Raw genomic sequence first — 26,419 nt, 5'->3', positions numbered from 1 at the left:
CTGGCTTATGCCGGCGATAACATTTGCCGAATAAAGAATGGCGAAGCATCATGCTTCGCCATTTTTTTATCCATATCCATATCTGTATTCCGCAGCTGCTGTCGGAGCTGGCCCGATATTTCAGTATCAAGCATGCCCTCATTTGATCAACTTAAGCAATTCCTTGAATCTGTCGCCTTGAGCCTCGGTCTGCAGTTCGAATAACAGGGATTCGACATTGGTCAGCAGCGCGCCTCTCTGGGTCATCATCCGGATCCCCAATTGCTTATATTCCAACTCCCTGGATGAAACTGCATCGGCGAGCAGATGCACGTCATAACCATGGTCGAGCAGATCGCGGCAGGTCTGATAGACGCAGACATGGGTCTCTATGCCCGCCAGTAACACTTGTTTCCGTCCAAGCCCTGTCAGCGCCGCTCTCGCCTCATGGCACTGCCAACCACTGAAATGTTGCTTGTGCAAGGGAGTGCTGCTCCGGCTGAGCAAGGTCTGCAACTCCGGGCTGGTTGGGCCGAGTTTAGCCGGCAGTTGTTCCAACCAAATCACCGGAATGTCAAACAGTTGGGCCCCGAGGATCAGGCGGCTCAATTGCTGATGCAGTCGCTCCGTCTGGTCCATGCATTGGGCCAGTTTGCCCTGCACATCGACTATCATGAGTACCACTTCTTCGGGTTTTAACATACTTCCTCCTGAGACATCGACAGACACCCGCCGCTTCGCCGCTTAAAAAGACTCACAGACATGATGACATGGGCAGCAGCCATTAGACCAGCCGGTGTCGGTCGTCTTGCCGCTATTTGAATTAAAGCCAAACCCAAGAGATAGGCCAATTCATGCGAATGACTCGGCGCACCGTCAGGGGGCATGTCGTGCATAAATGCACCTTTTTAGTGCGTTGTTATGCGCCAGCAATGAGTGCTTCACGGCTAAAACCCATAAAAAACAGTCCGGTATATTTTTGGCTCGATGCTTGAATTGATTTGGCTACAAATAGATAACAAACAGATTTTGGAGGTCGGGATGAAACTCGTCAGCGCTATCATCAAGCCATTTAAATTGGATGATGTCCGTGAAGCTATCGCCGCAATAGGCATTGAGGGGATGACAGTGACCGAAGTGAAGGGCTTCGGTCGGCAGAAGGGGCACACTGAGTTGTATCGTGGTGCCGAGTATCAAGTCGACTTCCTGCCCAAGGTGAAGTTGGAGATAGCGACCAAGGCCGAAAATTTGGATCTGCTCATAGAAGCCATCACAGCCGCTGCCCATACGGGCAAGATAGGCGACGGTAAAATTTTTGTAACCGACCTGGAGCAAGCCATACGTATTCGTACCGGCGAACTCGACACAGAAGCATTATAAGGGGGATGCATGGAAGAATTAACTAAACTCGGGCTCACAGTCGCAGAATTGAGATTTGCACTGGATACCTTTTATTTCCTGATGTCGGGGGCGCTGGTGATGTGGATGGCGGCAGGGTTTGCCATGTTGGAAGCCGGGCTGGTGCGTTCGAAAAACACCACGGAAATATTGACCAAAAACGTCTGCCTGTACGCCATTGCCTGTATCACCTACCTGATCGTCGGTTATAACATCATGTATGTCGACAATGCCGAGGGAGGCTGGTTGCCCTCCCTGGGGGCCTTGATAGGTTCTCAGGCGGCCGATGCGAGTCATGCCCTGGAATCTGACTTCTTTTTCCAGGTGGTGTTTGTGGCGACGGCCATGTCCATCGTTTCCGGGGCTGTCGCCGAGCGGATGAAGCTGTGGGCATTTCTGGCCTTCTCGGTGGTGATGACGGCCTTCATCTATCCGGTTGAAGGCTATTGGACCTGGGGTGGGGGCTTCGTGTCGAAAGCCGGGTTTGTCGATTTCGCCGGCAGTGGCATAGTGCATATGGCCGGCGCCGCCGCCGCGATTGCCGGTGTCTTGTTGCTAGGAGCCCGTAAGGGAAAATATGGTCCGGATGGTCAGGTGAATCCCATCCCGGGTTCCAACCTGCCGATGGCGACCTTGGGCATGTTCATTCTGTGGATGGGCTGGTTTGGCTTCAACGGTGGTTCCCAGCTGATGGTGTCCGATGCCGCCAATGCCAGTTCGGTGGCGAAAATTTTCCTCAATACCAATTCGGCCGCCGCCTTCGGTGCCGTCTCTGCCCTGGTCGTGTGTAAGATGATTTGGGGCAAGGCGGATCTGACCATGATACTCAATGGCGCCTTGGCAGGCTTGGTGGCGATAACCGCAGATCCCTTGTCACCTTCCCTGATGCTGGCCGGCATCATAGGTTTGGTGGCCGGTGGCCTGGTGATCTTCGCCATCATAGCCTTGGATCGCATCAAGATAGACGATCCCGTAGGTGCCATTTCGGTGCACGGCGTCGCCGGATTCCTGGGACTGATGTTAGTGCCTCTATCCAACCCGGATGCCAGTGTGACAGGGCAGCTGTTTGGCGCCTTAGTCATCTTTTTCTGGGTGTTTGCCGCCTCGCTGGCGGTATGGTTTGCGCTTAAACTGACCATGGGGATCCGGGTCTCGGAAGAGGAAGAATACAATGGCATGGATGCATCGGATTGCGGCATAGATGCCTATCCCGAATTTGTGACCGTCAAGAATGCCGGCTGATTGCTGATTGCTGATTGCTGGGTGTTAGTGTCATCAGCTTAGCCTGTCATGTTCGTCGAGTTAAAGTGGAGCCCCAGGGCTCCACTTTTTGTTGGCGGGGCAGAGGACTGAGGTTGTTGGCGGCGCAGAAGGCTGGGGAGAGGCGCCGGCGTCTCGGTTGCAAGTCGAGCGCTGACGCGCCAAGATAGGAAGAAACCCAAGGGATGAGCCACTCTGATATAGGGTCATGATACAGGGGCTTTCGCTCGCCCCGCCGGGCGAATTGCAGATAGCGCGCGCCAAGCTCCCGGGGGAGCTGGAGCAACCCAGAGGGCCATGTGTTCTATGCCAATTGTGCCGGCTGGTATCAGCTGTTGGATGACTTACCCAAGAGCGGCTCATGTTGTTCGGCAAGACCTGGTTTGGACCGGAATATTGAGGAGCAAGGCCATGTTCTGTGACAGTATTATGCCGGCGAGGCGGGCATATCTATTGGGAAGCTTGTTGATGATGGCACTGCCCGCCGTCGCCGGACAAGTGCTGGTGCACGATGCAAATCAAGCCTTGGATGTGTTCGCGGTGCGTGATGCCGTCATCCGGGAACAGGAGTGGCAAGAGGCCCTTAGATTTCAGCAACAGCTGCAAATATTACAGGCGTTACCGCTCGGCTGCGTGAGCTTCTTCCACCCCTACGCCTATTATGATTGTGCCGGGCGTTTCTACCGCCCTTACCGGCAGCGCGGGCAAGAAAATCCGCAGCAGTTCTATATCCAGATAACCCCACCCGGGCCCGGCAGTTAAGCCGCAGGACCCATGCGTTAATTTTTTGTAACTTTTTTAGCGGGCAGGCATTCTTTCATTCGCTTAAGCTCTGGCTATAGTCGTAATTTGCCGGAGAAAATGATGACACGTCTTGTGACTCAGCTGTTGTTGAGCTGCTGCCTGCTCGGCACCTTGGGCTGTGCGGCTAAGGCTCCCTCTCATTTGCAGCTGGATACCCATATTCTGTTTAACGATGTTGCCTTTAAGCAAGAGGTTCGGGTTCCTTCGGTTGAAGATATTTTTGCCCTGCCGGCCGAGGCCACGGTGGAAGTCAAACGCGGATTCGATAGCCAAAAATTGATGCATGGCAATGGCTTGATGGCCAATGAATGGTTGGCTCAATACCTCAACGCCAGCAATGGCGGCTTCAATTATCGGGATAACTTCACCCGGGTCGCCTCTGAAACCTTCAACAGCCGCGAAGGCAACTGCATGTCGCTTGTGGTGCTGACGACGGCCCTGGCCGACATCCTCAAGCTGAATGTCGAGTGGCAGGACATAGATGTGCAGCCCGTATGGGATAAGCAGGGCGACTTCTATCTTATCAATGGCCATGTGAATCTGAGGCTGCTCCCGCCAAGCAATCAGGACACGGTACATGTGATCGCGCGTGCCATCTTGGTGGACTTCCTGCCCGAGCGGGCCGAGCGGGGCTATAACAAGAAAACCATCAGCAGAAAGACATTAATCGCAATGTTTTACAATAACTTGGCTGCAGAGTCCATGGTGCAGGGGGATTATGATACCGCCTATGCCTTGGTGAAGGCGGGCATATTGCAGCAACCCGACTTCATCCCGGCCTACAATACGCTGGCGGTGATCTATAGACGCAACAATGATGAGCGCCGGGCCGAGCAGGTGTACCGTTATGTGCTGGCGCTGGAACCTCACAACATGACTACCCTCTACAATCTGGCGATGATCCTGGGCTCTCAAGGCCGTTTGGAGGAGTGGGCCGAGGTGCATAAGGTGCTCGAGCTGGCACGGATAAATAATCCCTATTATTACTATGATATTGCCGAGCAAGCCTATGAGGCCCAAGAGTATCAGGAGGCGCTGGTCTGGTTTCGCCGTGCCGTCGAGAAGGCGGGTTATCGGCATGAGTTTTATTTTGGGTTGTCCAAGGCCTATTGGGCTATCGGAGACCAAGTGCGGGCCCGCAAGAATATGGAGAAGGCCCTGGCGCTGAGTTCAGATCCAGGCAATAAACACAGATACCAGCTTAAGCTGGAGGCGATGAAATACCATTGAGAATAAGGCTCCCACTGGGAGCCTTATTGGTTAAGCCGTTCTTTCTGGCCGGGGGTTATTCGAGGATTAAGCCGTGATCCTGGTAACTGAGCCTGGCCATCTGTCCCTGATCCGTCAGGGTCAACTCTCTGAGTTCAAATGGTGCCCTCAGGCCGGATGCCGCGATAAGCTCAGGATCCAGTTCGAGCCTCAGCCTGGGCGCGTCGGGCGTGATCCAGGCCGCTGCCTGGGACTTAAGAATCGCGACGCTCTTTCCCTGGCTGTTGGTGCCAGTCAAGACAGCGCTCAGGCCGAATCGCCCCTCGGTAATCAACTCCAGGCCGAAATCGACCCCGGTCGGCAAGTCTCCCTGCCAGCGACTGTCGGCCTGGGGCAGGAGTTTGGCCGAATTGACATAGGCCTTGAACGCCGTCTTGACACTTCTGAGCAGGGGCCGGCCATCGACCTCGGTTTGGATATCGACCTGGATCTCACTCAAGTCGGCATTGTTCTTCGCCGCGGGCAGCGGCTCGGTCAACACCGCCTGCCAGGTTTCTCCTTGCTGCCGCACCGCCAGTTCCAGACTCTCGCCACCCGCCTGTATCAGCCTGGCCCTGGGGGCGAGTCCTTGCTGTCCCTGACTCAGGCTGATGTCCAGTCCTATCTGCCCGGCTTCGGCCTCTATGCTCATGGGGGCGCCGAGCTTGAGCTGGTAGGGTGAGTGCTTCTCTTTGACATTCACCAGATAGCGCGCCTGCGCCGCCAGCGGTTGTTTCACCCTGAGCCTATATTTACCAGGTTTGGCGTCGGCCCTGAGGGTGAGCGCACTCGAATCATCGCTCAGTCCGGCGCTTGCCAGGGCCTGCGCATCGGCCATGGATTTCACCCAGGAAGGGGCTTCATGCTTGCCTGTCTTCGCTGAGGCTAAACTCAGGGAAATCGTCTCGGGTGCTATGGCGTCTGCCTTGATGAGCCCCCCCGAGCTAGTGTCTCCCCGTGGGGCTATGCGGATCACGCTCGAAGCCTGGCTGATGGGCAGGTCTATCCCACCGCTCAATTCGGCGCCACTGACATTCAACCAATACTCATCGCTGAGACGGGTTTGCCTGGTCTGTGGCGGGCTTGCGGTGAACTCACCGCTCAACGGCGTGATGAAGCTGATGTAGTCTGTACTGGTATTGAGCGGCGGCAGTGTCGGCGCCTCTACCTCGACATGATAGATATCCGTTGTTTGTGGCGCGGCCAGGGGCACGGCTTTTACGTTTTGGGGGCTGGCGGGAGCTGCGGCTGTCTGTACCTTTGGCGTCGACTCATCCTGACAGGCAGTGAGTAAGGTGGCCAGGCAGAGTATGCCAACCACTGAAGTAAGTTGTTGCATCGGATGCTCCTAGATGTGGTTGCGGATCAGGCTGTCGAGATTGAAACAGGCCCGGCGACTCTGTTGGTGGCTGAGGGGCTCCTGGCCCTGGGTCAGTTGCTTGTCGGTAAACCAGACGGTGCCGGCGGCACTCTGGGAGCTGCATTCGAGGAAGCCATCTGAGCAGTCATCCAGCCAGTTTTGGGTGGTTTCCAACGCGACCTGGTATTGGTAACCGGCGCAGTAGCTGTCACTGTCCCATACTGCCGAGTCCACATCCGAACCTACTACGACTTCGAACGGCTTGGACAACGCCGGCCGGTTCGCTGTGCCATTGAGCCAGGTGCTGTTGTAATAGCTCATGGAGCTGACTTGTTGTTGCTTGACCGCATCACTGTTGTACCCAAGCAACCAACCCAGGCTGGTTTCGAAGCTATTGCCCTGATTGACTGCATCCGCCAAAGGGGTGCCGGCACTCGAAGGCGCCAGGGCTATCACCCTTGAGGTCGCGGCTATGACCTTGGGGTAGCGGCTGTCCCAGGTTGGGTTAGACAGTACCCAACGGACTATGTTGCCGCCATTGGAGTGGGTCAGCATGATCAGCGAGTCTATGCCTTTGGCATCGATGAAAGTGGTTAGCTGGTTCACCAGGCAACCTGCGGCGGCTTCTTCCCACATATATTGGTCGAAGTCACAGTTGATGACGGTGTAGTTGGCGGGGGAACTTATGCCTTGGCGGACAGAGTCGACAAATTCACTTGTCCAGTAGTCGTCGAGGGCATTGGTTTGTTTGCCGGTGCCATGGATAAAGGCGATACCCGTGGCGCCCTGGCTCAGGGGGCTGACAGCGAACAGACCCAGCAGCAATAGCTTGTTGTAGATCGTCATTGTGTTATCTCATGTAAAAGTTATCGTTATATTTGATAGCCCGCAGGCATCAGGTCTTGTTGTTATGCAGGTCAGATGTCTGACCGGTTTTGTTAACCTAACGCTAACATTTGCGTCTCGCAACATGAAAAGCACTGACTAATTAATGGGTTAGAGTGGAATTGTTTAAAACGGTGCTGGAGCGTGTTTAATCTACTGATTAACAGGGAGTTCTGAATGGGCTGCGGCTTATTGCCTGTTTGAAACCCGAGCGGGATTTTTTAACTTCCTTGCCTGAGTCAGGTGGATTTAATCTGTATTCTATTCTGTATATTATTGGTTTTTAAGGATTTCATCATAGGCGCCGCTCGACTTCAACAGGCTTATGCCTTCATCCAGGAGGGTGGCGATAGCCTGACTGCGGCAGGCTATCGGCCTGGGGGCCGGGGCGAACAATGAGGTTTCTGTTACCGACTGAGCCGTATTCAGCTTGCCGGCCAGGAGATGGCGATAATGGGCGAAGATCCGCCGTTCCAGCACTATGGCTTTGGCATGATGCTTAAACAGCATGCTGAGCTGGTGTTGTTGGTTGCTGACTTCCTGATATTCCGGGTTTTTGGCGGCCATAAGGGCGAAGTCTTCCCCCAAGTATTGGCTGGCATTCTGAAAGCCAACCAGGGGGACATGCAGCAAGTCTTCTACCTTGTGTATGGCTAAATGATCTGCGCTCAGACTGAACAGACTATTCTGGTATTCGATGAGGCTTTGGGTGTAGTGGAGCTGCTCCAGGCCATCGGGAGCATTGATCAGGCAATCGGCCTTCTGGGTTTCAACCAGTCTCAAGGCGCGGCGATTCGGTGCCAAGACCAGGCTTTCTATATGGCGTTGCTTGAGTTTAAGTGCCGCAGCCAAGAGGTCGTACTGTATGCCGCCGGGTTTGTCGGCAAAGAAATAGGGCTCTATGGTATTGCTGGTCGCAAAGCGGAGCCCCTGGTCCGGGGGGACGGCCCAAGCCAGCTGAGTCACCAAGGTTAAGGTCACCAAGATTAAGGTCAGCAAGCGCATGAAGCCGGGTCCTGGGTGACTATGCCGTTTGCATCCAAACATGAGTCGGGTAATTTTCTCTATCCTGCGTTGAGTTTTTGCTTTCCTTACCAGCCATCCACTGAAAACCTGTGAGCTAGGTCCCAATGGCGCCTAATGTGCCAACCCAAGTGATTATGAGTTTATTTCATCTTGCTGTCGAATATTTGTTTTTTGGTGAGTTTTCTGAAGTACAACTTCGGGGCTGTTGTGGTAGATAATCTGTTATTTAATTTTGAATAGTTTTTTAAAAACAAATACATATGCTTGAAATCTTAAATAATCTACAACTTGATTGCATTGTCGCCCGATACTGGCTAAATTGAAGGAAGTATTGCAGAAGAGAGATGGTCCTTAAGCGCTAACCCAGTGGTGGAATTTATGTATTACCAAAATGATGACGTTCGAATTAATGAAGTAAAAGAGTTATTGCCTCCCATTGCGATCCTGGAGCGATTTCCGGCATCAGAACACGCCTCCGCCACAGTGTTTAACGCCCGTAACAGCATACATAATATCCTGACCAAGAGTGACGATCGTCTGTTGGTCGTGATTGGCCCCTGTTCCATCCACGATCCCGTCGCGGCATTGGAATATGGCCGGCGCTTGGTGCTCCTGAGAGAGCGTTACCGAGATCAGCTGGAAATCGTCATGCGGGTCTATTTTGAAAAACCCCGCACCACTGTGGGTTGGAAGGGATTGATCAACGATCCCTACATGGACAACAGTTTCAAGCTTAACGATGGCTTGAGAACCGCCCGCAAATTGCTGCTCGAACTGAACGAGATAGGCATGCCGACGGCGGGGGAGTTTCTCGACATGATTACGCCGCAGTACATGGCGGACCTCATGTGTTGGGGCGCCATAGGTGCCCGCACCACAGAGTCGCAGGTACATAGGGAATTGGCATCGGGTCTGTCTTGTCCTGTCGGCTTCAAGAATGGCACAGATGGCACCATCAAGGTGGCCATAGATGCCATAGGCGCCGCCAATGCGCCGCACCATTTCTTATCCGTCACCAAGATGGGCCACTCGGCGATAGTGTCGACCAAGGGGAATCCAGATTGCCACATCATACTGCGCGGTGGACGCGAGCCTAACTATAGTGCGGCGCACGTCGAGGCTATCAGCCAGCAGTTGCTGAAGGCCGGACTGAGCGATAATGTGATGATCGACTTCAGCCATGCCAACAGCAGTAAGGAATATCAGCGGCAAATGCTGGTTGCTGCCGACGTGGGCAGCCAGATAGCCGGAGGAAATAAGGCCATCTTCGGTGTCATGGTGGAGAGCCATCTGCAGCCTGGTCGTCAGGACTTGGTCGAGGGCCAAGCGCTTAACTATGGCCAGAGTGTGACCGACGCCTGCATAGGCTGGAGCGACAGCGAGCTGTTACTGGCCGGACTGGATCAGAGTGTCCTGGACAGACGCAGTGCATAGAAAGCCTGGGCTGTGCCGCCAGGGATCTCAGCCGAGCCGACTTCAACTGTAAATTTATGGCGCCCGGGGGCGCCGTAATTTTAGCTGTTTTCGGCGAGATACTTGTTGGCTTCGGCCAAGCTGCCAAAGGCCGATATGAGGTTGTTACGGCCCTTGTCCTGAAGTTCCGGATTGCCCGATTCAATCATCATCCATACCCAAGTGCGAATTAGCGGTAATGGCGGGTACTGAACTTTTACAGAATCCAACATAAGGTTTCCTTTGAACTGAATGTCATAATGGTATTTTTAAGTATTCGCTTAGCGACCGAATCGACCTTGGCCTCTCTCGATAACGCTTAAGAAGGCTATATTGCACCCGGTAAGGGAACATCGCGCCCAAGAGAATACCAAATTCTGTTGCTCTGTCGAATAGCAATTGTGTCAAAATAGTTGAATTTTCGTAAATTGTCATTTTTTTGACGTTTATTGAAGCAGTTGCGAAATACGAGTGCAAAGCGGGTAGCAGATCCATGCTTCACTCAGACGTTATTTTACCTCTGCTCAGGTTGCCGCGAGAGACAGTCTCGCAACTTTATCCAGGCTAACAGCGGCCTTAATTACACTTTTCGAATTGGAAGCTTATGCGCTCATCTCAATATTTTGAAGGTCAGAAGGAGTCCCTCAATTGGCAGGTGCTGGGTTTGTTATGGCCTTATTTGCTGGAATACAAGGGGCGCATAGTACTGGCGCTCTTGTGTCTGGTTCTGGCAAAACTGGCCAGCGTAGGTCTGCCTTTCATCCTGAAACACTTGGTCGATACCCTGGACGGCGACGTCACAGCCCAGGCCCTGAGCGTGCCCATCGGCCTGGTGTTGGCCTATGGGGCAGTGAGATTGACGACGGCGATCACCGGAGAGATACGCGACACCCTGTTCGGCCGGGTGACCGAGAGGGCGATTCGGCGGCTCGGGTTGGCGGTATTCGAACACTTGCACCGACTGGATCTGGACTTTCATCTGGAGCGGCAGACGGGCGGCCTGTCCAGGGACATAGAAAGGGGCACCAGCGGTGTCAGTTTCCTGATGCGTTTCATGGTGTTCAACATAGTCCCCACCTTGTTGGAAATTGCCTTGGTCATAGGGATATTCTTTGTCAATTATGGCATCGCCTTCGCGGCCATTACCCTGGTTTCCGTGCTCATCTATGTCGGCTATTCGGTGATCGCTACCGAGTGGCGTACCAGTTATGTCAGGGATGCGGCCAAGGCCGACTCACTGTCAAATTCCCGCGCCATAGACAGCCTGCTGAATTATGAAACCGTAAAGTATTTCAATAACGAGGCCTATGAAGCCGCGCGCTACGACAAGGCGCTGGCGCAGTGGGAAGTCGCCAAGCGCAAGAACCGCCTGTCGCTGTTCGCCCTCAACGGCGGTCAGGCGCTGGTGATCGCTGCTGCCATGACGGCCATGATGGCATTGGCGGCCTACAGGGTCGCCGATGGGGTGATGACCCTGGGGGATTTCGTGTTGATCAACGCCTTCATGATGCAGCTCTTTATCCCGCTCAATTTTCTTGGCTTCGTCTACCGGGAGATCCGCGGCGCCTTGGCCAATATCGAGCGTATGTTCGCCCTGTTGGCCAGGCACCCAGGCATAGTCGACAGCCCGACGGCCAAAGATCTGCAGTTGACCCGGGGGGCATTGGCATTCGAGAACGTGAGTTTCAGCTATGATGAGCGGCCGATACTGCAGCAGGTGAGCTTTCGCCTCGACCCAGGGCAGAAAGTGGCCGTGGTCGGTGACAGTGGTGCCGGCAAGTCGACGCTGATCAAGTTGCTGTTCAGGTTCTATGAGGTGCAGCAGGGAGCGATCAAGATAGATGGCGAGGACATACGCGAACTGACCCAGGATGCATTGCGCCGCGCCATCGCCATAGTCCCCCAAGATACAGTGCTCTTCAACGACAGCCTGTATGAGAACATCCTCTATGGCCGACCGGATGCCGGCGAGGAGGAGGTGCGTCAGGCCATCGACTTGGCACATTTACAGGATTTTATCCAAGCCTTGCCCCAGGGCTGGGATACCCAGGTTGGCGAGCGGGGGCTCAAACTCTCGGGTGGCGAGAAGCAGCGAGTCGCGATCGCCAGGGCGATCCTCAAGGGGTCGCCGCTCCTGGTGTTCGATGAGGCCACCTCATCCCTCGACAGCCGTTCGGAACAAGCCATATTGACGGCCTTGAAAGCGGCCGCACGTGGGCATACCAGCCTGATGATAGCCCATAGGCTGTCGACCATAGTCGATGCCGACAAGATCTTGGTCCTGAGCAAGGGGCGGATAGTCGAGCAGGGCACACACCAGACCCTGCTGGCGGCCGATGGCCTGTATGCCAGGCTTTGGCATATCCAGAACCAGGGGGAACAGGCCAATAGCTGAAGCCAATAACTGAAGCCAATAGTTGAAGTAAGTAAGGGCTATTGGCTTGGATAGCAGGGGCGATGCGCTAATCCTGAATCAGGGGAAAGAGTTCAGCAGCTGAAGCCAATAGTTGAAGTCACTAGTTGAAGTAAGTAAGGGTTATTGGCTTGGATAGCTGGGTCGATGCAACAATCCGGAACCAGGGGAAGAGCCTAGCAGCTGCAGCAAAATTCAGTATTGGTTCAGCCGCCACAACGCATACTTGCTCATCCAGACTAACCTCAGCCCGTTGGACTCCCTTGCGAAATCTGTGAGCCAACCCGGGATCCAGGTTGTAACCCAGACCAAGAAGGAGAAGGGATGATGCATAATATTGCACTGTTGGTGAACATCGAGGGCAGGATCAATAGAGTCGAGACCGACTGGTTGGCGATCTCGGCTGTGTTAAGCAAGAGAGAGCTGACCCGGGACGAGTTGCAGGCGCTGCACGAGGAACTCTGTGCCGGTTTGCGGGTAACGACCCGCGGGCTGACCCTGGCGAAACAGGACTTCGGCATGGCCAATGCCAGGAGCATGCCGGGGCTTAATCGCGTCGGCATCGGCCTGGGGCGTTAGCTTGCTGGACCATGCCTGAGTCTCATGGCCGACATGAGATTTCAGACATGGCATTCCACACATGACATGCCAGCAACAGCATTGCGTCTGCTACCTCTCCATGTGGGCATAAAATTTATCCAGGGATACCGATAGGCCGCTGTCGGTGACTATCCGCACATGAGAGCGCTGCAGTTGCCTGGGATCGTTGACGCCGCAGGCGTGGGCAATCAGGCCGAGATCATGATGCAGGTAATGGTTATAACTGGCGACCCGCACCGACTTATCCCTGGGATCCAGCCCCTGCTGTAGCTTCACATTGTGGGTGGTGACACCTGTGGGGCAGGTGTCCTTGTTGCATTGCATCGCCTGAATACAACCCAGGGCAAACATGTTGCCGCGGGCTGAGGCGACAAAATCTGCCCCCACGGCCAATGCCCAGGCGACCTTGGACGGCACTATGAGTTTGCCCGAGGCGATAATCTTGACCCTGGGTCGCAGGCCCCGCTGGCTCAAGGTGTCGACCAGCAGTGGCAAGCTTTCCTTCAGGGGCAGGCCGACATAATCCATCAAAGGTTGTGGCGCCGCGCCTGTGCCGCCATCGGCACTGTCGAGGGTGAAAAAATCCGGTGCCGCGGCTTCACCGCGTTTGGCTATTTCATCACACAAGTCATTGAGCCAGTGGGTATCCCCGAGTACGGCCTTGATCCCAGTGGGCTTGCCCGTCAGCTCGCGCACTTTGGCCACCATGTCGAGGATATCGGCAACCGTCTTGAATTCTATGTGGCCATTGGGGCTGATTGAGTCCTGGCCTATGGGAATGCCGCGAATGCCGGCGATTTCCGCCGTGACCTTGACGCCGGGCAAGATCCCGCCCTTACCCGGCTTGGCACCCTGACTGAGCTTAATTTCAAACATCTTGACCTGCTCATGGGCGGCTATGGCCCTGAGTTTGTCATCGTCCAGATGCCCCTGCTCATTCCTGACCCCATACTTGGCGGTGCCTATTTGAAAGACCAGATCGCAATTGCCCTTGAGATGGTGCTCGCTCAGCCCGCCTTCCCCGGTATTGAGCCAACATCCTGCCTTGGCCGCCCCATGGGACAGGGCGGTGATCGCCGGCCTGGACAAGGCGCCGAAACTCATGGCCGAGATATGGCAAATGGCTGTGCTGGTGTAAGGCGTGCGGCAATCAGGCCCAAGGGTGACAGGGCTGGGGGGCACAGAGTCTGTATCCAGGGTGGGGAAGGCGGTGTTCATGAACATCAGGGTCCCGGGCGTTTCCAATGTCCGGGTCGAACCGAAGGCTATGGTGCGGTCGACATTCTTGGCGGCACGATAGACCCAGTTGCGTTCGGCGCGGTTGAATGGCAGCTCTTCCCTGTCCTGGGCGAAGAAGTACTGTCTGAAGAATTCGCCCTGTTTTTCGAAGAAATACCTGAAGCGGCCTATCACGGGATAATTGTGTCTCACCGCTTGCTTGGTCTGCAGCCTGTCGACCAGATACATATAGGCCAGGACGAGCACGCCTAAGCCTATGACGATGAGAAACAGGCCGGAAAAGAGATCCAGTCCCCACATGAACCAGTTTTTTGTTGGCATCTTCAGTCTCCGTTAGTTTGCGTCATTCGCCTGGGCACCATAATGGCCCGAGATCAACTTTACCTTCTGATCCTCACCCAGGGTGAGGATAAACAGCTGGCCATAGTCTGTTTCGGCTATGGGGGCTATCCTGGGGCCGCCCAAGGCCTGGACTAGCAGTGGCAGGGTATTGGAATGACCGGCGATAAGGACATTGCCCTCTGCGGCCTTGGCCGCCTGTGCCAGCTGGGCTATATGCTCTGCTATCGGGGCGTTGGCGGCGATGATCTCCACCCCTAATTGACGCTCGGCGGCAATGGGCGCCAGGGTTTCCCGGGTCCTGAGATACTGGGTGGCGATGAGCCGGCTCAGGGGGTACCGAGCCAGGGCCCCGGGCAATGCCTGCGCCCTGGCATATCCTGCGGCCGAGAGTGGCGGATCCCGCCGCAGCGCTTGGATTTGTGCCTCGTTCGCTCGGGTGTCGGCGGGGGTTGGCTCACTCTTTTCGGCGTGGCGCACCAGTATGATGAGTTTGTCTGTGGCATGACAGGCCAGGCTCGGCAGCAGACCGCCGGCAAGCATGGCTATGAAGATGATTTTCCTGAAGATGCTCATGATAAAGGCGCGGCCCATTAAATCCATTTGAGGGATAAGATAATCCCTGATTGACGGTTAATGATATCTTTATCTGATTTTCAACTAAAGATGCCGGTTTTTTGTCCGATAATTAAGGTTCATGAAAACCGCCAATCCAGCCGCACAGGTGACAAAGATGGACATTAAACCGCACAATCCGGGTAAGCCAAAGACTATGCCGAACACGGCTGTGGTCAGCGATGATAAAAAGCAGCCAGTGAAGGCGGATAACCATGGTCAAACTGTCTCGGCCGCCGCCAGGGATAAGACCCAGGACGTAGGCACTCATGGCCAGACAGTGTCGGCGATTGCCAACAAGAAGAGCGCCTATCAAGCGAGTCAGCAGCTGATGAATCAGGCCATTCTTTCCGCCCAGGAAGAGGTCAGCCTGAGCTCGGGCGATAATTCCATGGCGCTTCTGTATCGCAGCGCCATCGAAGCCATCAACCAGGAACTCGCCGCCGGTCAGACAGACACGGGCATGTCCATGAGCTACGAAGCGCCGGAGGATGACACTCCCGCGGCGACAGCGGAGCGCATAGTCAATTTTGCGACTCAGTTCTTCCCCCTGCACCAGCAGCAACACGGCGACATGAGCCAGGATGAGCAATTGGAGAGTTTCATGTCTGTCATAGGGGGCGCCATAGAGCAGGGCTTCGGTGATGCCAGGGATATTCTCGGTGGCCTGAAAGTGCTGCAGGGGGACATTGCCGACGGTGTGGACCAGACCTATGATCTGGTGCAGCAAGGCTTGCAGGCATTCAGGGAGCGCCTCAGCCCGGGCGATGACGCCGCAGCCGCTACCCCTGAGGCTTAGCGGCCGCGACCTGCATAGAGTAGCTATATTCAAACCCCTGCTTATTAGGGGTTTTTGTTGTCGTCATAAAGCCTTATGCTAAGGAAATCGAATGAGTATTAGCCGGGGAATCTATGTGGACAACAGGTAAGATCATAGAGAGAGTCGACTGGAACGATAAATTGTTCTCGCTGCGGATCGCCGCCGAAGTGGCCCCCTTCATCGCCGGACAATTCATTAAACTCAGCGAAATACAGGACGATAAGCGGATTGCCCGCGCCTATTCCCTGGTGAATCCACCGGGCACAGCCTATGTCGAAGTCCTGGCCGTGGCGGTCGAGGAAGGGGCTTTGTCCCCCAAGTTGCATACCCTGGTGGTGGGGGATGAGATCCAGGTCTCCACCCAGGCCGCGGGTTTCATGACCCTGGCCGAGATCCCCTGGGACGAGAAACAAGGCAAGCATCTCTGGTTTTTGGCGACGGGCACAGCCGTCGGCCCCTTCATCTCCATGATGGACACGGACGAGCCCTGGCAGAGATTCGAGAAAGTGGTGCTGGTCTATGGCGTACGCCACAGCGACGATCTGGCCTATCTTGACAAGATCCGACAATTGCAACAGCGTTATCCCGGGCAGTTCATCCATATTCCCTGCGTTACCCGTCAGCAAGTGGATGGCGCCTTGGATTGCCGTATCACGACCGGCCTGGAGGATGGCCGGATTGAAGCCGTCGCAGGTCTGACACTCTCGGCCGCGGATTCACAGGTGATGATCTGCGGTAATCCCGAGATGGTCACAGATGCCCAGCGTATCCTCAAGGATAGGGGCTTACAGAAAAACTTGCGCCGGGCACCCGGACAAATCACGGTTGAGAAATATTGGTAGCCTGCTCTGTGTCGAGTGCCAACGGCGGGAGCCGGCTTCAGCCGAGGAACATCTGATGCAATTATTCTATTCCCTTGCTTCACCCTATGCCCGTTTCGTCAGGACTGTGATCCACGTCCTGGGGATTGAAAACATAGTGCCGGTACCTGTGAATCCCTTCGACAACAGTCCGGCGCTGCTGGCGGCCAATCCCCTGGCACAGATCCCTTGCCTGCTCCTGGATGACGGCACCAGCCTGTTCGACAGCGAAGTGATCGCCCGTTATCTGGACGCCGAATATGGACAACAGCGACTCTTCGGCCCGGCGACGGGCGACTGGGCGCAGCAATGCCAGTTTTCCCTGATCAAGGGAATACTCGACAGCGCCGTCGGCCTGCGACAGGAGCAGATGCGCGAGGAGGAAGGGGTCAGGTCCCCCTTCTGGACCGGCCGTTATGAACAGGCCATCATGCGTGGGGTGATGCAGTTGGAGTTGCTGGGCATAGAGGCCGAAACCAGGCTCAGTGCCCGTCAATTGTTGCTGGTTTGCCTGCTCGAATACCTGGACTTTCGCCACCCTCAGTTGCCATGGCGCACCCAGGCGCCGTCGTTGGCGGCTTGGTTGGCCCGGGTGCAGACCCAGGCCATGTTCACTCAGACCCGTCCGGATGTGAGCTGAAGATCGCTGCTGCGCCGGCCCTGCCGGTGGCGGCGTTCCTGCTCACCGAAGACGCCGAAGAGTTGCTGGCTGACGTTGGATGCCGTGCGGCGGTTTTTATCCCTGTTGCGCCTGTCATCATGATGGACATAATGACAGTGACAATCGCGGCGATCGCAGCCGTCGAGCGGTAAGTGGGGGGCCTCCCTGGCCAGGAATCTTTTGCCTTTGAGATCTTGGGTTGCCTGGCAACAGAGATCTTCGGACATCAGGCTGACACTGTGAAAGGGGCTTATTTTCAGCCTGGCCTCCGAGTCGCCTCTGGGATGACGGGCGGCGCGATACCAGGGCAGCCTATGCCTGAACAGGAAGAGTACAACGAACAGCGTGGCTAAGATGAGCAATATTCCGGTCATGTCTGCCTCTGGCGTGATGCGGGTGACGTTAAATACTGGTCTTATTTTAGTCGAGTCTGGATGAATTGCCCGCGCGGCGGACACCGACCCGGGATGACGCTTAGCGTCTCGCTGCACAAAAAAACATCTTATGGCTGCAGATACACAAGTAAATGTTATTTTGAGTTAAAGTTGCAGCCAATGAGGTCGAAAATGATGGATAGGAAGGTCAGTTAACTATGGGTACTCAGGATATGCCGCGTGAACAGTTGGGTGTGTGTGCCGAAGGGAATTTGCATAGCGTCTATTTGATGTTTAATGCCAACGAGGCTGTTGAAGCTCAATTGCGTCCCTGTGTTGCCAATGTGGCCCAATATATCTACGAACTGACAGATCAATATACTGACAGTGCCTTCAATGGCTTCCTGGCAATAGGCGCCAACTACTGGGATACCCTCTATCCGGATGCCAGACCGGCGCTGCTCAAGCCTTTCCCCGCCATGCAGGAGGGCAATCGCGATGCCCCGGCGATAGAGTATGATCTCTTCGTCCATCTGCGCTGCGACAGGTTCGACATACTGCATCTGGTGGCGAACGAAGTCAGTCAGATGTTCGAAGATCTGGTCGAGCTTATCGAAGAGGAGCGCGGCTTTCGCTTCATGGATAGCCGGGATCTGACCGGCTTCGTCGATGGCACTGAGAATCCCAGAGGACGTCACCGCCAGCAGGTGGCGCTGGTGGGGCAGGAGGACAGCGAGTTTCAGGGCGGCAGTTATGTGCATGTGCAGAAATTTGCCCATAATCTGGCCAAGTGGCATAGGCTGCCGCTGAAACAGCAGGAAGATGTGTTTGGCCGCACCAAGCTGGACGATATCGAATATGCTTCGGCGGATAAGCCGCTCACCAGCCATACCAAGAGGGTGAATCTCAAGCATGCGGATGGCAGCGCCATGGAAATCCTGCGCCAGAGCATGCCCTATGGCACGGTAAAGGAGCAGGGGCTGATGTTTATCTCCGTCTGCCGCACCCCTGAGCATTTCGAGAAGATGCTCCACAGCATGGTCTTCGGGGATGACGCGGGTCATCATGATCACCTGCTGCACTTCACCCGGGCCCTGACCGGCTCGTCCTTCTTCGTCCCTTCATTGGATTTCATGCTGCAGTACGATGACTAGCCGTTAACCTGCCGGCGGCTTTGCGCCTCAGGGCGCTCGCCATTTCCTTATGTCCTGCTGCCATTTTCCGGCGGTGAAGTCGATGAAGGCCCGCACCAGGCTCTGTTGGTAACTGCGTGACAGATACACGGCCCACAGGCTCTTGCCCGGGGCGGTATATTCGGGCAGCACTTCCAGCAGTCGGCCGTCGGCCAGATAGGGATTGGCGAGATCGGCCGGCAGACAGACGATGCCGCGTCCGCGCAGCGCGGCGCCGACCAGTACCCCCATGTCGTTGGCCTGCAGGTTGCCGCTGAGCCTGAGCTGTTTATGCTGTTGGCCCTTCAGCAGCAGCCAGCCAGGTTGGCTGCTGTGCAGCAGGCAATTGTGTGCCAGCAGATCCTCCGGGGTGGCTATGTCAGGCGCCCTGGCGAGGTAGGCCGGCGCGGCGCAGAGCACATTGTCTATCGCCATCAGGCGCCTGGCAATCAGGCTGTCATCGGGTTGCTCGGTGAACCTCAGTGCCACGTCCACCCGCTCCCCCACCAGTTGTGCGAAACTGTCCGACATCAGCAATTGTATCTTGACCTTGGGGTGCAATTGGATGAAAGCATCGACCACCTCATACAGGCTGTGCTGGCCCAGGCCTATGGGCGTCGCAATACGTATGGTACCCACAAGTTCGGTATTATGGCTGTGGGCACGGCTCTCCATCGCCGTGACTTCGGCCAGGATACGCTGACAGTATTGCAGCGCCTCTTCTCCCTGCAATGTCAGGCTGACGCTGCGGGTGGTGCGGTGCAGCAAGCGCTGGCTGAGCCAATGCTCTATCTCTTTGACATGACGGGAGACCTGCAAGCGACTGAGTGCCAGGTTATCGGCCGCGCGGGTGAAGCTGCCGCAGTTGGCCACTTCGACGAAACTGCGGATCGCCGTTATCTTTTCCATTTTGCCCGGATGTGCCCTTATTGGTATCTCAAATTGAGACAATGTTGCTCATATGCCGATGTTTATCACGTGAATTGCCGCAAGTAAACTGGCTGCAATGTTAATCATCTGAGTGAGGCAAACAATGAAACTGGCAATTTTAGGGGCAACGGGTTGGATTGGCGGCAATATATTGCAGGAGGCCAAGCGCCGTGGCCATGAGGTGGTGGCACTGGTACGGGATCCGGCCAAGCTGCAGCAGGATGGGGTCGAGGTGAGAAGCCTGGATCTGAATCGACTGCCGCTGGCGCCGCAGGTGTTCGCCGGTGTCGATGCCGTCATAGCGTCTGTCGGTGGCCGGGCGCAGCAGGATCATGCCGTAGTCGCCCAAACGGCGGCGCGGCTGCTTGAGGCGCTGCCCGATGCCGGAGTCCGGCGCCTGCTGTGGGTTGGCGGTGCCGGCAGCCTGGAAGTGGCACCCGGGGTGACGCTGGTATCCTCGCCCGACTTCCCCGAGGCCTACAGGGCGGAGGCATTGGCCCAGGGGGAGGCGCTTGAGGTCTTCAGGAAGAGTGACAGCGGGGTCGATTGGACCTTCGTCAGCCCGGCGGCCGAGATCTATCCGGGTGAGCGTGAAGGCGACTATCGTATCGGTGGCGATAGCTTCTTCACCGATGCCAGCGGCAAGAGTCGCATTTCAGTCACAGACTATGCCAGGGCCATGCTGGATGAGGCCGAAGCGGCGCAATATCCGGGGCAGCGCATCAGCGTCGCCTATTAGCCAGGGGCCGGCGTAGCCTGTACAGAGAAAAACGGCTCACTGAAGTGAGCCGTTTTTCTATTGCAGCCGGGGATTATTCGGCGTAGTTAAACAGCGACTTGATGGTTTCCAGCGTGTCTTCTATGTCGTGGATGCTCGAAGGACAGAGGAAGATGGTATCGTCGCCGGCTATGGTGCCCAGTATGCCTTCCGGCTTGCCTATGGAGTCCAGCAGGCGGGCGATGAGTTGGGCGGCGCCGGGGCTGGTGCGTACCACTATCATGGCCTGGTTGTGATCCACATCCAGCACCAGGTTCTTCAGGGGGCTGCCTGCGGTGGGGACCCCGAGTTCGGCGGGCAGACAATAGACCATTTCCTGCTTGGCGTTGCGGGTGCGCACGGCGCCGAACTTGCTCAGCATGCGTGAGACTTTAGACTGGTTGATGTTGCTGAAGCCTTCGGCCTGCAGCGCTGTGACTATTTCGCTCTGGGAGCCGAAGCGCTCTTCTTTCAGGATAGATTTAAAGATCCTGACGAGGTCATCTTGATTCTTGGTCATGGGTAATTTCTTATTCGTTATTATTCAAAAAAACTCCCTCATCTTGAATAATATTCACCATCAAGTCAACGAATATTCGAAACCCATGAATAAAAATGCATTGCCTGGGTTGGCGTTAGCCCTGTTCCCCCTGGCGGACCGCCCGGGGCCGTCGGGGCCAGTCTCAAACCCGGCTGGCAGCGTACAGGAAACTTTCCCCCTTAAGACCAAGGGATAATTGAAATTATCCTGCCTTTGCAGTAATGTGGCGCCATCATTAAAATAGATCTATGTCACACCTAATCCGAGAATCGACGGAGATAATTATGAAAGTTGCTGTACTTGGTGCTGCCGGTGGTATCGGCCAGGCACTCGCCCTACTGTTAAAAACTCAACTGCCTGCGGGTTCACAACTGTCTCTCTATGATATCGCCCCGGTCACTCCGGGTGTTGCGGTGGATTTGAGCCACATACCGACCGCCGTTGAAGTCAAAGGTTTCGCCGGTGAAGACCCAACGCCAGCCCTGGTGGGTGCCGACGTAGTATTGATCTCTGCCGGTGTTGCCCGCAAGCCGGGCATGGATCGTTCGGATCTGTTTAACATCAATGCCGGCATAGTCCGCAACCTGATCGAGAAAGTGGCCGCGACCTGTCCCAAGGCGCTGATCGGTGTCATCACCAACCCGGTTAACACCACAGTGGCAATTGCCGCCGAAGTGCTGAAAAAAGCCGGCGTCTATGACAAGAACCGTCTGTTCGGTGTGACCACCCTCGACGTGATCCGCTCAGAAACCTTCATCGCCGAATTAAAAGGCCTGAACGTGGCCGACGTGAAGGTGAATGTCATAGGTGGCCACAGCGGCGTGACCATTCTGCCGTTGTTGTCTCAGGTCGAAGGCGTGAGCTTCAGCGACGAAGAAGTTGCCACCATGACCACTCGCATCCAGAATGCCGGTACCGAAGTGGTTGAAGCCAAAGCCGGTGGCGGCAGCGCGACTCTGTCCATGGGTCAAGCCGCATGTCGTTTCGGTCTGTCACTGGTACGCGGTCTGCAAGGCGAAGCCAACGTGGTCGAATGTGCCTATGTCGACGGTGGCAGCGAGCACGCCGACTTCTTCGCCCAACCTGTGTTGCTGGGTAAGAATGGCGTTGAGAAAGTATTGCCTTACGGCGAGGTCAGCGAGTTTGAAGCCAATGCCCGTGATGCCATGCTGGACACGCTGAAAGCCGATATCAAACTGGGTGTGGAATTCGTCAAGTAATCCCCGTCCGGAATAAAAAAAGCGAAGCTCAGGCTTCGCTTTTTTTATGGGGTAATGCCTGTCGCAACCTGGCTCAAGCCATGCATGTGAGGGGCCGTGCTGAGGCGTTATCCTGATGGGGCTTATATAGTTAACATTATCATGGTGACAGGCATGACGCCCGGTCATTGAGGAGCAAGATGAAAGGTATAATTCTTATCACGGGTGTGGGGAAGCGCATCGGCCATGCCATGGCCAGCCATCTGCTCACCCAAGGTTATGGGGTGATAGGCACCTACAGGCGCGATTATCCCAGCCTCGAGGGGCTCAAAACGCAGGGAGCCGAACTCTACCCCTGTGACTTGGCCGATGAGCAGCAGTTGCAGCGGCTGCTGTCGCACATCAAGGGACGCCATCCCAGCCTCAGGGGCATAATTCACAACGCCTCCGATTGGCTGGCGGATGATTCCGGGGTGAGCGCGGCGCAGACCATGGCGCGTATGATGCTGGTGCATGTCAGTGCCCCTTACCAGATCAATCTGGCATTGGCCGATAATCTCAAGGCCGCGGCGGCCGACGGGATAGGTGCCGCCGATATCATCCACCTGACAGATTATGTTGCCGAGAAGGGCAGTCAGAAACACATAGCCTATGCCGCCAGCAAGGCGGCATTGCATAACATGACCCTGTCGTTCGCCGCCAAGTTGGCGCCTCAGGTGAAGGTCAATTCGATAGCGCCGGCATTGATCTTGTTCAACGAGGGTGACGATGCCGCCTATCGGCAAAAGGCGATGGCCAAGGCGATATTGCCAAGGGAAGCCGGCGAAGCCGAAATCCTCAACCTGGTCGATTACCTGCTCGGCAGCCGCTATGTCACGGGACGGAGTTTCGCCGTTGATGGCGGCCGTCACCTCAAATGATGCCGGCTGCAGCCATGCTGGGGTTAACCCTGGGGGCGGGTCTCTGAGGCGAAGCGCAATACTCTGCTTGGGGTGACTATCATGGCCAGAGGCACGTCCCAGTGCTCACAGGGCAAGCTGGGCACCGCCTGACAGTCATGGGCATAACCTATGGGCAGCGGCTTGCCTGTCGCTTGCCAATGCGCCAGGGTACGATCGTAAAAGCCACCGCCCATCCCCATACGGTTGCCCTGTTCATCGAAGGCCACCAGGGGGGTGATCACCAGATCCAGTTGCTCGGTCGGCAACAGGTTTCTGATGTCCAGTTTAGGTTCATCTATGCCATAGCGGTTGGGGAGCATCCGGGTGCCCTGGCGATAATGCATGAAAATCAATTGTCCCCGGTTGAAAGGGTGCAGCCTGGGCAGGTAGGTGTCGATATTGAGTCGCCACAATGCCTGGAATAGGGGCTGGGTATCCAGCTCACTGTCGTTGGTCAGGTACAGGCCGACCTTGGTCGGTTGCAGTTCTCTCAGCTGAGTGAGCATCTGTGCCATGGCGGCTGCGGCGGCCTGGGTTTGTTGCTGTGGGGATAATTGACGCCGACGTTCGCGGATCTGGTTGCGGATCGCGCTGCGATCTTGGGCGAGGCTGAATTGCGTCAGCTCGAAAGGCTGTGCCATGGTCGCTGTGGACGGGTCGGACTTAGCTGTCACGCGGGTCATAATTAGGATGCTCCCCAGGATACCGCTGCCGGTGTAGCCCTTGAACCGTAGGTTCAAGGCGGGTAAATGATGACTTCCTAAGGCTTCTCGGTACGAGCCGAGCATGCTCAATGTCAGTAAAACATTCACCCTTAGATATAAATTATCGGCACAGGGACATTACCGGCTGGCGCATATCCCAGGGAGCAAAAAACGGTTTTTCAGTAAAGTTTCAGGTACTTTTTCATTACCTTGGCCAAGGCCACAAAGAGTCCAACCCGGTCGACTGACTCTGCAAGTACAGTCTAATCCTCCTGGACGCTGCGCTCAACCAGTGCGTGCTCGAGTGTGGATTGCAACAAGCCGATCCTCTCGTCCATCTGCCGCATATACTGTTGGTTTTTTTGCTTTTCTTCGTACAATTCATAGCCGATATTTAATGCGGCCATGATAGCAATTTCTTCCCGGCTCAGGCTATTGGTTTTTGCCTTCACCGAACTCAGCTGTTGCTCGACGCCTTGAGCCACTACCCTCAATGCATTCTCTTGTCCCTTGGGGCAAGCGATAGAGTAGGTGCGCCCCAGCAGGGTAATATCGACAGCGCTGTTACTCATGCTCGGCAGTATCCTTTTATTGGCCTCTATGGGCGGACTATATAGGGCCAATATTAAAAGTGCAAGGCGCCGACGAGGGCCAGAGGGCCTTAAGCCCGGCGTTTGCTGCTTGTATGAGCATTTGCATGGGGCCGCGGGTACAAGCTTGCAACCTAGCTTGCGCTTGCTGTTAACACAGGCCTGCCAATGGATCAGCTGTATGCCGTTAACCCTAAGCCAGATTGCCGGCGCCGGCCAGCCTTATTCGCCAGTATTTGAGCTGCATCACGGCTTACTCGGATCCCTGGGCGTAATTGTCGATAATCTCCTTGTGAGCCTTGGTGGAAGCCGCCATCTCTGCTAGCATTGCAGCTAGAAAAGCATTGATTGGAATCCTAAAATGGCAATCCCTCCTTCGTTATGTATCGAACGTCTGTTGGCCGCCCTGGCCGCAGCCGATATAGGTCAACATCCGGTGGAAGTTCATGGGGCCCTGGTGGGGCTCATCTGTGGCGGGGTAGAGCAGAGAGCCGAAGCCTGGGTCAAGCCATTGCTGGAGTTGATGAACGACGGTCAACCCCTGCCGCAGGAACTGCATCGGCTGGTGGCCGAGTTATATCAGGACACTGTGACTCGGCTGGTGGACTTCGAGTTTGGTTTTACCCCGCTGTTGCCGGAAGAGGAAGAGCCGCTGACCATGAGAGTCGAAGCCCTGTCGCTCTGGGTGCAAAGCTTCCTGACCGGCTTGGCTATCATCCAGCCCAAGCTGAACCAGGCTTCGGCGGATGTGCGTGAGGCGATCAAAGATCTGGCCGAGATAGCCCAGGTCGAGTTCGATGTCTCGGACGATCAGGAATCCGAGCGGGCCTACACTGAGCTGGCCGAGTTTGTGCGCATGGCGGCTATCCTCTGTTATTCCGAGTTCGGTCCGGAATTGCCCCTGGACGACACGGAAGGATCCACTGTACTGCACTGAGCTTCAGTACCGCATTTCATCAGGTCAACGGCTGACACCCAGTTCGAAGAGAGCCCATGAGCGCAAGTATCCAGACTGAGACCCAGGTAGCTGAGGTCGATATAGCCATAGTTGGCGGAGCCATGACAGGAGCCACCCTGGCACTGGGCCTGGCACAATTGGCCGCCAAGGGACGTCCCCTGAGCATAGCCCTCATCGAGGCCCAGGCCCCGGGAGAGGCGCATCCAGGGTTCGATGCCCGTTCCATCGCCATCGCCCAGGGCTCCATCTTCGAACTGCGCCGCCTAGGGCTCTGGCCACTGCTGGCCGAACTCGGCACCAAGATAGCCAACATCCATATCTCAGATCGTGGCCACCTGGGCATGACAGAGCTCAATGCCAGCCAATTCCACCTCGATGCCCTGGGGCAAGTGGTCGAACTGGAGCGGGTGGGGCGGGTGTTGTTCGATGCCCTGCGCCACAGCCGGGTCCAGCTCCATTGCCCGGCCAGGCTGACAGGCATAGCGCCAGAGGCCGACGGCCATCTGCTCACCCTGGACAATCAACAGCGGCTGCGCGCCCGTTTGGTGGTCGCCGCCGATGGGATCCATTCCCCTGTGCGTCAGTCCCTGGGGCAAGCTCTGACCCAGATAGATTTCGGCCAGACGGCCCTGGTCGCCAACATCATCACAGATAAGCCCCATGAGTCATGGGCCTATGAGCGCTTCACCGCCACCGGTCCGCTGGCATTGCTGCCCATGGGCGACAGCCAGGGCCAGGCCAGATTGTCATTGGTGTGGGCGCTTGAAGCCGGGCAGGCCGCCATGCTCAAGTCTGCCCCCAAGGCCGAGTTTCTGCAGGCGCTGCAGCAGGCCTTCGGCTACCGCGCCGGGCGTTTCGTCGATGTCGGCAGTCGCCACTCCTACCCCCTATGCCTGTCCTACATGCCAAGGCCCATCTTTCACAGGTGCGTCTTCATCGGCAATGCCGCCCAGACGCTGCATCCCATCGCCGGCCAGGGGTTCAATCTGGGGCTGAGGGATCTGGTCTGCCTGCTGGAGGTGATAGAGGAGGCGCTGACCCAAGGGCAGGACATAGGCGCCGCCGCGACCCTGCATTCTTACCTGGCACTGCGCGAGACGGACAGGCGGGAGACGATCACAAATATCGAATTTCTGGTGCGCGGTTTCTCCAATCAACATTGGCCGCTGGTGGCCGGTCGCAGCCTGGGACTCAGGTTATTGTCCTGGTTCCCGCCGCTCAAGGTCCCCGTTGCCCGCAAAGCCATGGGATGGCGCTGATGCCGGACGGCGTTAATCTGGCCGCTACTCATGGC

General features: G+C 56.0%; 28 protein-coding genes and 1 other RNA gene. 16 read left to right on the top strand and 13 right to left on the bottom strand.

Annotated elements, in window-relative coordinates; genetic code table 11:
• Positions 1 to 138: 138 nt before the first annotated feature.
• The gene (locus tag LZP73_RS04780) at positions 139 to 681 is read right to left on the bottom strand and encodes a hydrolase (protein ID WP_234233279.1); all 543 of its coding nucleotides are present in this window, start codon (positions 679 to 681) and stop codon (positions 139 to 141) included.
• 339 nt (positions 682 to 1,020) lie between these two features.
• Here LZP73_RS04780 and LZP73_RS04775 point away from each other — a divergent pair, with 339 nt between their 5' ends.
• The 4 genes from LZP73_RS04775 to LZP73_RS04760 all read left to right on the top strand — a co-directional run bounded on the left by LZP73_RS04775 (position 1,021) and on the right by LZP73_RS04760 (position 4,671).
• On the top strand, positions 1,021 to 1,359 hold the full coding sequence (locus LZP73_RS04775; protein WP_169564134.1) for a P-II family nitrogen regulator: 339 nt from the start codon (positions 1,021 to 1,023) through the stop codon (positions 1,357 to 1,359).
• Between the two features lie 9 nt (positions 1,360 to 1,368).
• A complete protein-coding gene (locus LZP73_RS04770) occupies positions 1,369 to 2,619 on the top strand; it encodes an ammonium transporter (protein ID WP_234233278.1) in 1,251 nt (416 codons plus the stop codon).
• Positions 2,620 to 3,105: 486 nt separating this feature from the next.
• A complete protein-coding gene (locus LZP73_RS04765; protein ID WP_234233277.1) occupies positions 3,106 to 3,399 on the top strand; it encodes a hypothetical protein in 294 nt (97 codons plus the stop codon).
• Between the two features lie 99 nt (positions 3,400 to 3,498).
• A complete protein-coding gene (locus LZP73_RS04760; protein WP_442800711.1) occupies positions 3,499 to 4,671 on the top strand; it encodes a tetratricopeptide repeat protein in 1,173 nt (390 codons plus the stop codon).
• 55 nt (positions 4,672 to 4,726) lie between these two features.
• Here the strand turns inward: LZP73_RS04760 and LZP73_RS04755 are convergent, their stop codons facing one another.
• The 3 genes from LZP73_RS04755 to LZP73_RS04745 all read right to left on the bottom strand — a co-directional run bounded on the left by LZP73_RS04755 (position 4,727) and on the right by LZP73_RS04745 (position 7,939).
• Positions 4,727 to 6,028 carry a DUF4785 domain-containing protein gene (locus LZP73_RS04755; RefSeq protein ID WP_234233276.1) on the bottom strand — a complete coding sequence of 434 codons (1,302 nt, stop codon included), beginning with the start codon at positions 6,026 to 6,028 and terminating at the stop codon, positions 4,727 to 4,729.
• Between the two features lie 9 nt (positions 6,029 to 6,037).
• Complete coding sequence (locus tag LZP73_RS04750; protein WP_234233275.1) at positions 6,038 to 6,895, bottom strand: hypothetical protein; 858 nt, start codon at positions 6,893 to 6,895, stop codon at positions 6,038 to 6,040.
• A gap of 312 nt (positions 6,896 to 7,207) precedes the next feature.
• Positions 7,208 to 7,939 (bottom strand): substrate-binding periplasmic protein, encoded by a 732-nt coding sequence (locus tag LZP73_RS04745; protein ID WP_234233274.1) that lies wholly within the window; start codon positions 7,937 to 7,939, stop codon positions 7,208 to 7,210.
• 399 nt (positions 7,940 to 8,338) lie between these two features.
• Between LZP73_RS04745 and aroG the strand changes: the two genes are divergently transcribed.
• Positions 8,339 to 9,394, top strand: coding sequence for a 3-deoxy-7-phosphoheptulonate synthase AroG (aroG, locus tag LZP73_RS04740; protein ID WP_234233273.1), 1,056 nt, complete (start codon positions 8,339 to 8,341; stop codon positions 9,392 to 9,394).
• An 80-nt stretch (positions 9,395 to 9,474) separates the two neighbouring features.
• Here the strand turns inward: aroG and LZP73_RS04735 are convergent, their stop codons facing one another.
• Positions 9,475 to 9,645: a hypothetical protein gene (locus tag LZP73_RS04735; protein WP_169564140.1), complete on the bottom strand. Its 171-nt coding sequence runs from the start codon at positions 9,643 to 9,645 to the stop codon at positions 9,475 to 9,477.
• 371 nt (positions 9,646 to 10,016) lie between these two features.
• Between LZP73_RS04735 and LZP73_RS04730 the strand changes: the two genes are divergently transcribed.
• Positions 10,017 to 11,807 carry an ABCB family ABC transporter ATP-binding protein/permease gene (locus LZP73_RS04730; protein WP_234233272.1) on the top strand — a complete coding sequence of 597 codons (1,791 nt, stop codon included), beginning with the start codon at positions 10,017 to 10,019 and terminating at the stop codon, positions 11,805 to 11,807.
• A gap of 342 nt (positions 11,808 to 12,149) precedes the next feature.
• Positions 12,150 to 12,404, top strand: coding sequence for a hypothetical protein (locus tag LZP73_RS04725; protein ID WP_442800710.1), 255 nt, complete (start codon positions 12,150 to 12,152; stop codon positions 12,402 to 12,404).
• A gap of 90 nt (positions 12,405 to 12,494) precedes the next feature.
• Here LZP73_RS04725 and LZP73_RS04720 read toward each other — a convergent pair whose 3' ends face one another.
• Positions 12,495 to 13,985 carry an FMN-binding glutamate synthase family protein gene (locus LZP73_RS04720; RefSeq protein ID WP_234233271.1) on the bottom strand — a complete coding sequence of 497 codons (1,491 nt, stop codon included), beginning with the start codon at positions 13,983 to 13,985 and terminating at the stop codon, positions 12,495 to 12,497.
• 12 nt (positions 13,986 to 13,997) lie between these two features.
• Positions 13,998 to 14,597 carry a histidine phosphatase family protein gene (locus LZP73_RS04715; protein WP_234233270.1) on the bottom strand — a complete coding sequence of 200 codons (600 nt, stop codon included), beginning with the start codon at positions 14,595 to 14,597 and terminating at the stop codon, positions 13,998 to 14,000.
• Between the two features lie 139 nt (positions 14,598 to 14,736).
• On the opposite strand from LZP73_RS04715, the gene LZP73_RS04710 reads away from it, so the two are divergent.
• The 3 genes from LZP73_RS04710 (at position 14,737) to LZP73_RS04700 (ending at position 16,938) form a co-directional block, all read left to right on the top strand.
• Entirely contained in the window at positions 14,737 to 15,417 is a 681-nt protein-coding gene (locus LZP73_RS04710) for a DUF5610 domain-containing protein (RefSeq protein WP_234233269.1), read from the top strand.
• Positions 15,418 to 15,530: 113 nt separating this feature from the next.
• Positions 15,531 to 16,280: a ferredoxin--NADP reductase gene (locus LZP73_RS04705; protein WP_234233268.1), complete on the top strand. Its 750-nt coding sequence runs from the start codon at positions 15,531 to 15,533 to the stop codon at positions 16,278 to 16,280.
• A gap of 55 nt (positions 16,281 to 16,335) precedes the next feature.
• On the top strand, positions 16,336 to 16,938 hold the full coding sequence (locus LZP73_RS04700) for a glutathione S-transferase (protein WP_234233267.1): 603 nt from the start codon (positions 16,336 to 16,338) through the stop codon (positions 16,936 to 16,938).
• On the opposite strand, the gene LZP73_RS04695 is transcribed toward LZP73_RS04700, so the two are convergent.
• Positions 16,914 to 17,333: a hypothetical protein gene (locus LZP73_RS04695; RefSeq protein WP_234233266.1), complete on the bottom strand. Its 420-nt coding sequence runs from the start codon at positions 17,331 to 17,333 to the stop codon at positions 16,914 to 16,916. The genes LZP73_RS04700 and LZP73_RS04695 overlap by 25 nt on opposite strands.
• A gap of 218 nt (positions 17,334 to 17,551) precedes the next feature.
• On the opposite strand from LZP73_RS04695, the gene LZP73_RS04690 reads away from it, so the two are divergent.
• Positions 17,552 to 18,487, top strand: coding sequence for a Dyp-type peroxidase (locus tag LZP73_RS04690; RefSeq protein ID WP_234233265.1), 936 nt, complete (start codon positions 17,552 to 17,554; stop codon positions 18,485 to 18,487).
• A gap of 27 nt (positions 18,488 to 18,514) precedes the next feature.
• Here the strand turns inward: LZP73_RS04690 and LZP73_RS04685 are convergent, their stop codons facing one another.
• Entirely contained in the window at positions 18,515 to 19,414 is a 900-nt protein-coding gene (locus LZP73_RS04685; protein WP_234233264.1) for a LysR family transcriptional regulator, read from the bottom strand.
• Positions 19,415 to 19,538: 124 nt separating this feature from the next.
• Here LZP73_RS04685 and LZP73_RS04680 point away from each other — a divergent pair, with 124 nt between their 5' ends.
• Entirely contained in the window at positions 19,539 to 20,174 is a 636-nt protein-coding gene (locus LZP73_RS04680; RefSeq protein WP_234233263.1) for an NAD(P)-dependent oxidoreductase, read from the top strand.
• A gap of 73 nt (positions 20,175 to 20,247) precedes the next feature.
• Here LZP73_RS04680 and argR read toward each other — a convergent pair whose 3' ends face one another.
• Positions 20,248 to 20,712 carry a transcriptional regulator ArgR gene (argR, locus tag LZP73_RS04675; protein ID WP_169564150.1) on the bottom strand — a complete coding sequence of 155 codons (465 nt, stop codon included), beginning with the start codon at positions 20,710 to 20,712 and terminating at the stop codon, positions 20,248 to 20,250.
• Positions 20,713 to 21,017: 305 nt separating this feature from the next.
• Here argR and mdh point away from each other — a divergent pair, with 305 nt between their 5' ends.
• Together mdh and folM are read left to right on the top strand one after the other, a co-directional pair.
• Positions 21,018 to 21,953 (top strand): malate dehydrogenase, encoded by a 936-nt coding sequence (gene mdh / locus LZP73_RS04670; RefSeq protein WP_234233262.1) that lies wholly within the window; start codon positions 21,018 to 21,020, stop codon positions 21,951 to 21,953.
• Between the two features lie 179 nt (positions 21,954 to 22,132).
• On the top strand, positions 22,133 to 22,852 hold the full coding sequence (folM, locus tag LZP73_RS04665; RefSeq protein WP_234233261.1) for a dihydromonapterin reductase: 720 nt from the start codon (positions 22,133 to 22,135) through the stop codon (positions 22,850 to 22,852).
• Positions 22,853 to 22,875: 23 nt separating this feature from the next.
• On the opposite strand, the gene LZP73_RS04660 is transcribed toward folM, so the two are convergent.
• The 3 genes from LZP73_RS04660 to LZP73_RS04650 form a co-directional block, all read right to left on the bottom strand.
• Positions 22,876 to 23,514 (bottom strand): 5-formyltetrahydrofolate cyclo-ligase, encoded by a 639-nt coding sequence (locus tag LZP73_RS04660; protein ID WP_234233350.1) that lies wholly within the window; start codon positions 23,512 to 23,514, stop codon positions 22,876 to 22,878.
• Between the two features lie 49 nt (positions 23,515 to 23,563).
• Positions 23,564 to 23,744, bottom strand: a non-coding RNA gene (gene ssrS, locus LZP73_RS04655) — 6S RNA.
• A gap of 96 nt (positions 23,745 to 23,840) precedes the next feature.
• On the bottom strand, positions 23,841 to 24,149 hold the full coding sequence (locus LZP73_RS04650; RefSeq protein WP_234233260.1) for a cell division protein ZapA: 309 nt from the start codon (positions 24,147 to 24,149) through the stop codon (positions 23,841 to 23,843).
• A 379-nt stretch (positions 24,150 to 24,528) separates the two neighbouring features.
• On the opposite strand from LZP73_RS04650, the gene LZP73_RS04645 reads away from it, so the two are divergent.
• Together LZP73_RS04645 and ubiH are read left to right on the top strand one after the other, a co-directional pair.
• A complete protein-coding gene (locus LZP73_RS04645) occupies positions 24,529 to 25,104 on the top strand; it encodes a UPF0149 family protein (RefSeq protein ID WP_234233259.1) in 576 nt (191 codons plus the stop codon).
• A gap of 56 nt (positions 25,105 to 25,160) precedes the next feature.
• On the top strand, positions 25,161 to 26,384 hold the full coding sequence (ubiH, locus tag LZP73_RS04640; protein ID WP_234233258.1) for a 2-octaprenyl-6-methoxyphenyl hydroxylase: 1,224 nt from the start codon (positions 25,161 to 25,163) through the stop codon (positions 26,382 to 26,384).
• Positions 26,385 to 26,419: the final 35 nt, after the last annotated feature.

The sequence above is a fragment of the Shewanella sp. AS16 genome (assembly GCF_021412365.1).
Taxonomy (GTDB): Bacteria; Pseudomonadota; Gammaproteobacteria; order Enterobacterales; family Shewanellaceae; genus Shewanella; species Shewanella salipaludis.
The sequence above is the reverse complement of the archived record's forward strand: the minus strand, read 5'-3'. Positions and strand labels throughout refer to the sequence as shown.

Excerpts from the sequence above, each read along its gene's own strand:
- ubiH (WP_234233258.1), top strand. The coding sequence starts at position 25,161 with ATGAGCGCAAGTATCCAGACTGAGACCCAGGTAGCTGAGGTCGATATA.
- LZP73_RS04765 (WP_234233277.1), top strand. The coding sequence starts at position 3,106 with ATGATGGCACTGCCCGCCGTCGCCGGACAAGTGCTGGTGCACGATGCA.
- LZP73_RS04775 (WP_169564134.1), top strand. The coding sequence starts at position 1,021 with ATGAAACTCGTCAGCGCTATCATCAAGCCATTTAAATTGGATGATGTC.
- folM (WP_234233261.1), top strand. The coding sequence starts at position 22,133 with ATGAAAGGTATAATTCTTATCACGGGTGTGGGGAAGCGCATCGGCCAT.
- LZP73_RS04730 (WP_234233272.1), top strand. The coding sequence starts at position 10,017 with ATGCGCTCATCTCAATATTTTGAAGGTCAGAAGGAGTCCCTCAATTGG.
- LZP73_RS04780 (WP_234233279.1), bottom strand. The coding sequence starts at position 681 with ATGTTAAAACCCGAAGAAGTGGTACTCATGATAGTCGATGTGCAGGGC.
- LZP73_RS04750 (WP_234233275.1), bottom strand. The coding sequence starts at position 6,895 with ATGACGATCTACAACAAGCTATTGCTGCTGGGTCTGTTCGCTGTCAGC.
- mdh (WP_234233262.1), top strand. The coding sequence starts at position 21,018 with ATGAAAGTTGCTGTACTTGGTGCTGCCGGTGGTATCGGCCAGGCACTC.
- LZP73_RS04700 (WP_234233267.1), top strand. The coding sequence starts at position 16,336 with ATGCAATTATTCTATTCCCTTGCTTCACCCTATGCCCGTTTCGTCAGG.
- LZP73_RS04705 (WP_234233268.1), top strand. The coding sequence starts at position 15,531 with ATGTGGACAACAGGTAAGATCATAGAGAGAGTCGACTGGAACGATAAA.
- aroG (WP_234233273.1), top strand. The coding sequence starts at position 8,339 with ATGTATTACCAAAATGATGACGTTCGAATTAATGAAGTAAAAGAGTTA.
- LZP73_RS04645 (WP_234233259.1), top strand. The coding sequence starts at position 24,529 with ATGGCAATCCCTCCTTCGTTATGTATCGAACGTCTGTTGGCCGCCCTG.
- LZP73_RS04695 (WP_234233266.1), bottom strand. The coding sequence starts at position 17,333 with ATGACCGGAATATTGCTCATCTTAGCCACGCTGTTCGTTGTACTCTTC.
- LZP73_RS04710 (WP_234233269.1), top strand. The coding sequence starts at position 14,737 with ATGGACATTAAACCGCACAATCCGGGTAAGCCAAAGACTATGCCGAAC.
- LZP73_RS04680 (WP_234233263.1), top strand. The coding sequence starts at position 19,539 with ATGAAACTGGCAATTTTAGGGGCAACGGGTTGGATTGGCGGCAATATA.
- LZP73_RS04735 (WP_169564140.1), bottom strand. The coding sequence starts at position 9,645 with ATGTTGGATTCTGTAAAAGTTCAGTACCCGCCATTACCGCTAATTCGC.
- LZP73_RS04690 (WP_234233265.1), top strand. The coding sequence starts at position 17,552 with ATGGGTACTCAGGATATGCCGCGTGAACAGTTGGGTGTGTGTGCCGAA.
- LZP73_RS04715 (WP_234233270.1), bottom strand. The coding sequence starts at position 14,597 with ATGGGCCGCGCCTTTATCATGAGCATCTTCAGGAAAATCATCTTCATA.
- LZP73_RS04650 (WP_234233260.1), bottom strand. The coding sequence starts at position 24,149 with ATGAGTAACAGCGCTGTCGATATTACCCTGCTGGGGCGCACCTACTCT.
- LZP73_RS04745 (WP_234233274.1), bottom strand. The coding sequence starts at position 7,939 with ATGCGCTTGCTGACCTTAATCTTGGTGACCTTAACCTTGGTGACTCAG.
- LZP73_RS04685 (WP_234233264.1), bottom strand. The coding sequence starts at position 19,414 with ATGGAAAAGATAACGGCGATCCGCAGTTTCGTCGAAGTGGCCAACTGC.
- LZP73_RS04755 (WP_234233276.1), bottom strand. The coding sequence starts at position 6,028 with ATGCAACAACTTACTTCAGTGGTTGGCATACTCTGCCTGGCCACCTTA.
- argR (WP_169564150.1), bottom strand. The coding sequence starts at position 20,712 with ATGACCAAGAATCAAGATGACCTCGTCAGGATCTTTAAATCTATCCTG.
- LZP73_RS04760 (WP_442800711.1), top strand. The coding sequence starts at position 3,499 with ATGATGACACGTCTTGTGACTCAGCTGTTGTTGAGCTGCTGCCTGCTC.
- LZP73_RS04660 (WP_234233350.1), bottom strand. The coding sequence starts at position 23,514 with ATGGCACAGCCTTTCGAGCTGACGCAATTCAGCCTCGCCCAAGATCGC.
- LZP73_RS04770 (WP_234233278.1), top strand. The coding sequence starts at position 1,369 with ATGGAAGAATTAACTAAACTCGGGCTCACAGTCGCAGAATTGAGATTT.
- LZP73_RS04725 (WP_442800710.1), top strand. The coding sequence starts at position 12,150 with ATGATGCATAATATTGCACTGTTGGTGAACATCGAGGGCAGGATCAAT.
- LZP73_RS04720 (WP_234233271.1), bottom strand. The coding sequence starts at position 13,985 with ATGCCAACAAAAAACTGGTTCATGTGGGGACTGGATCTCTTTTCCGGC.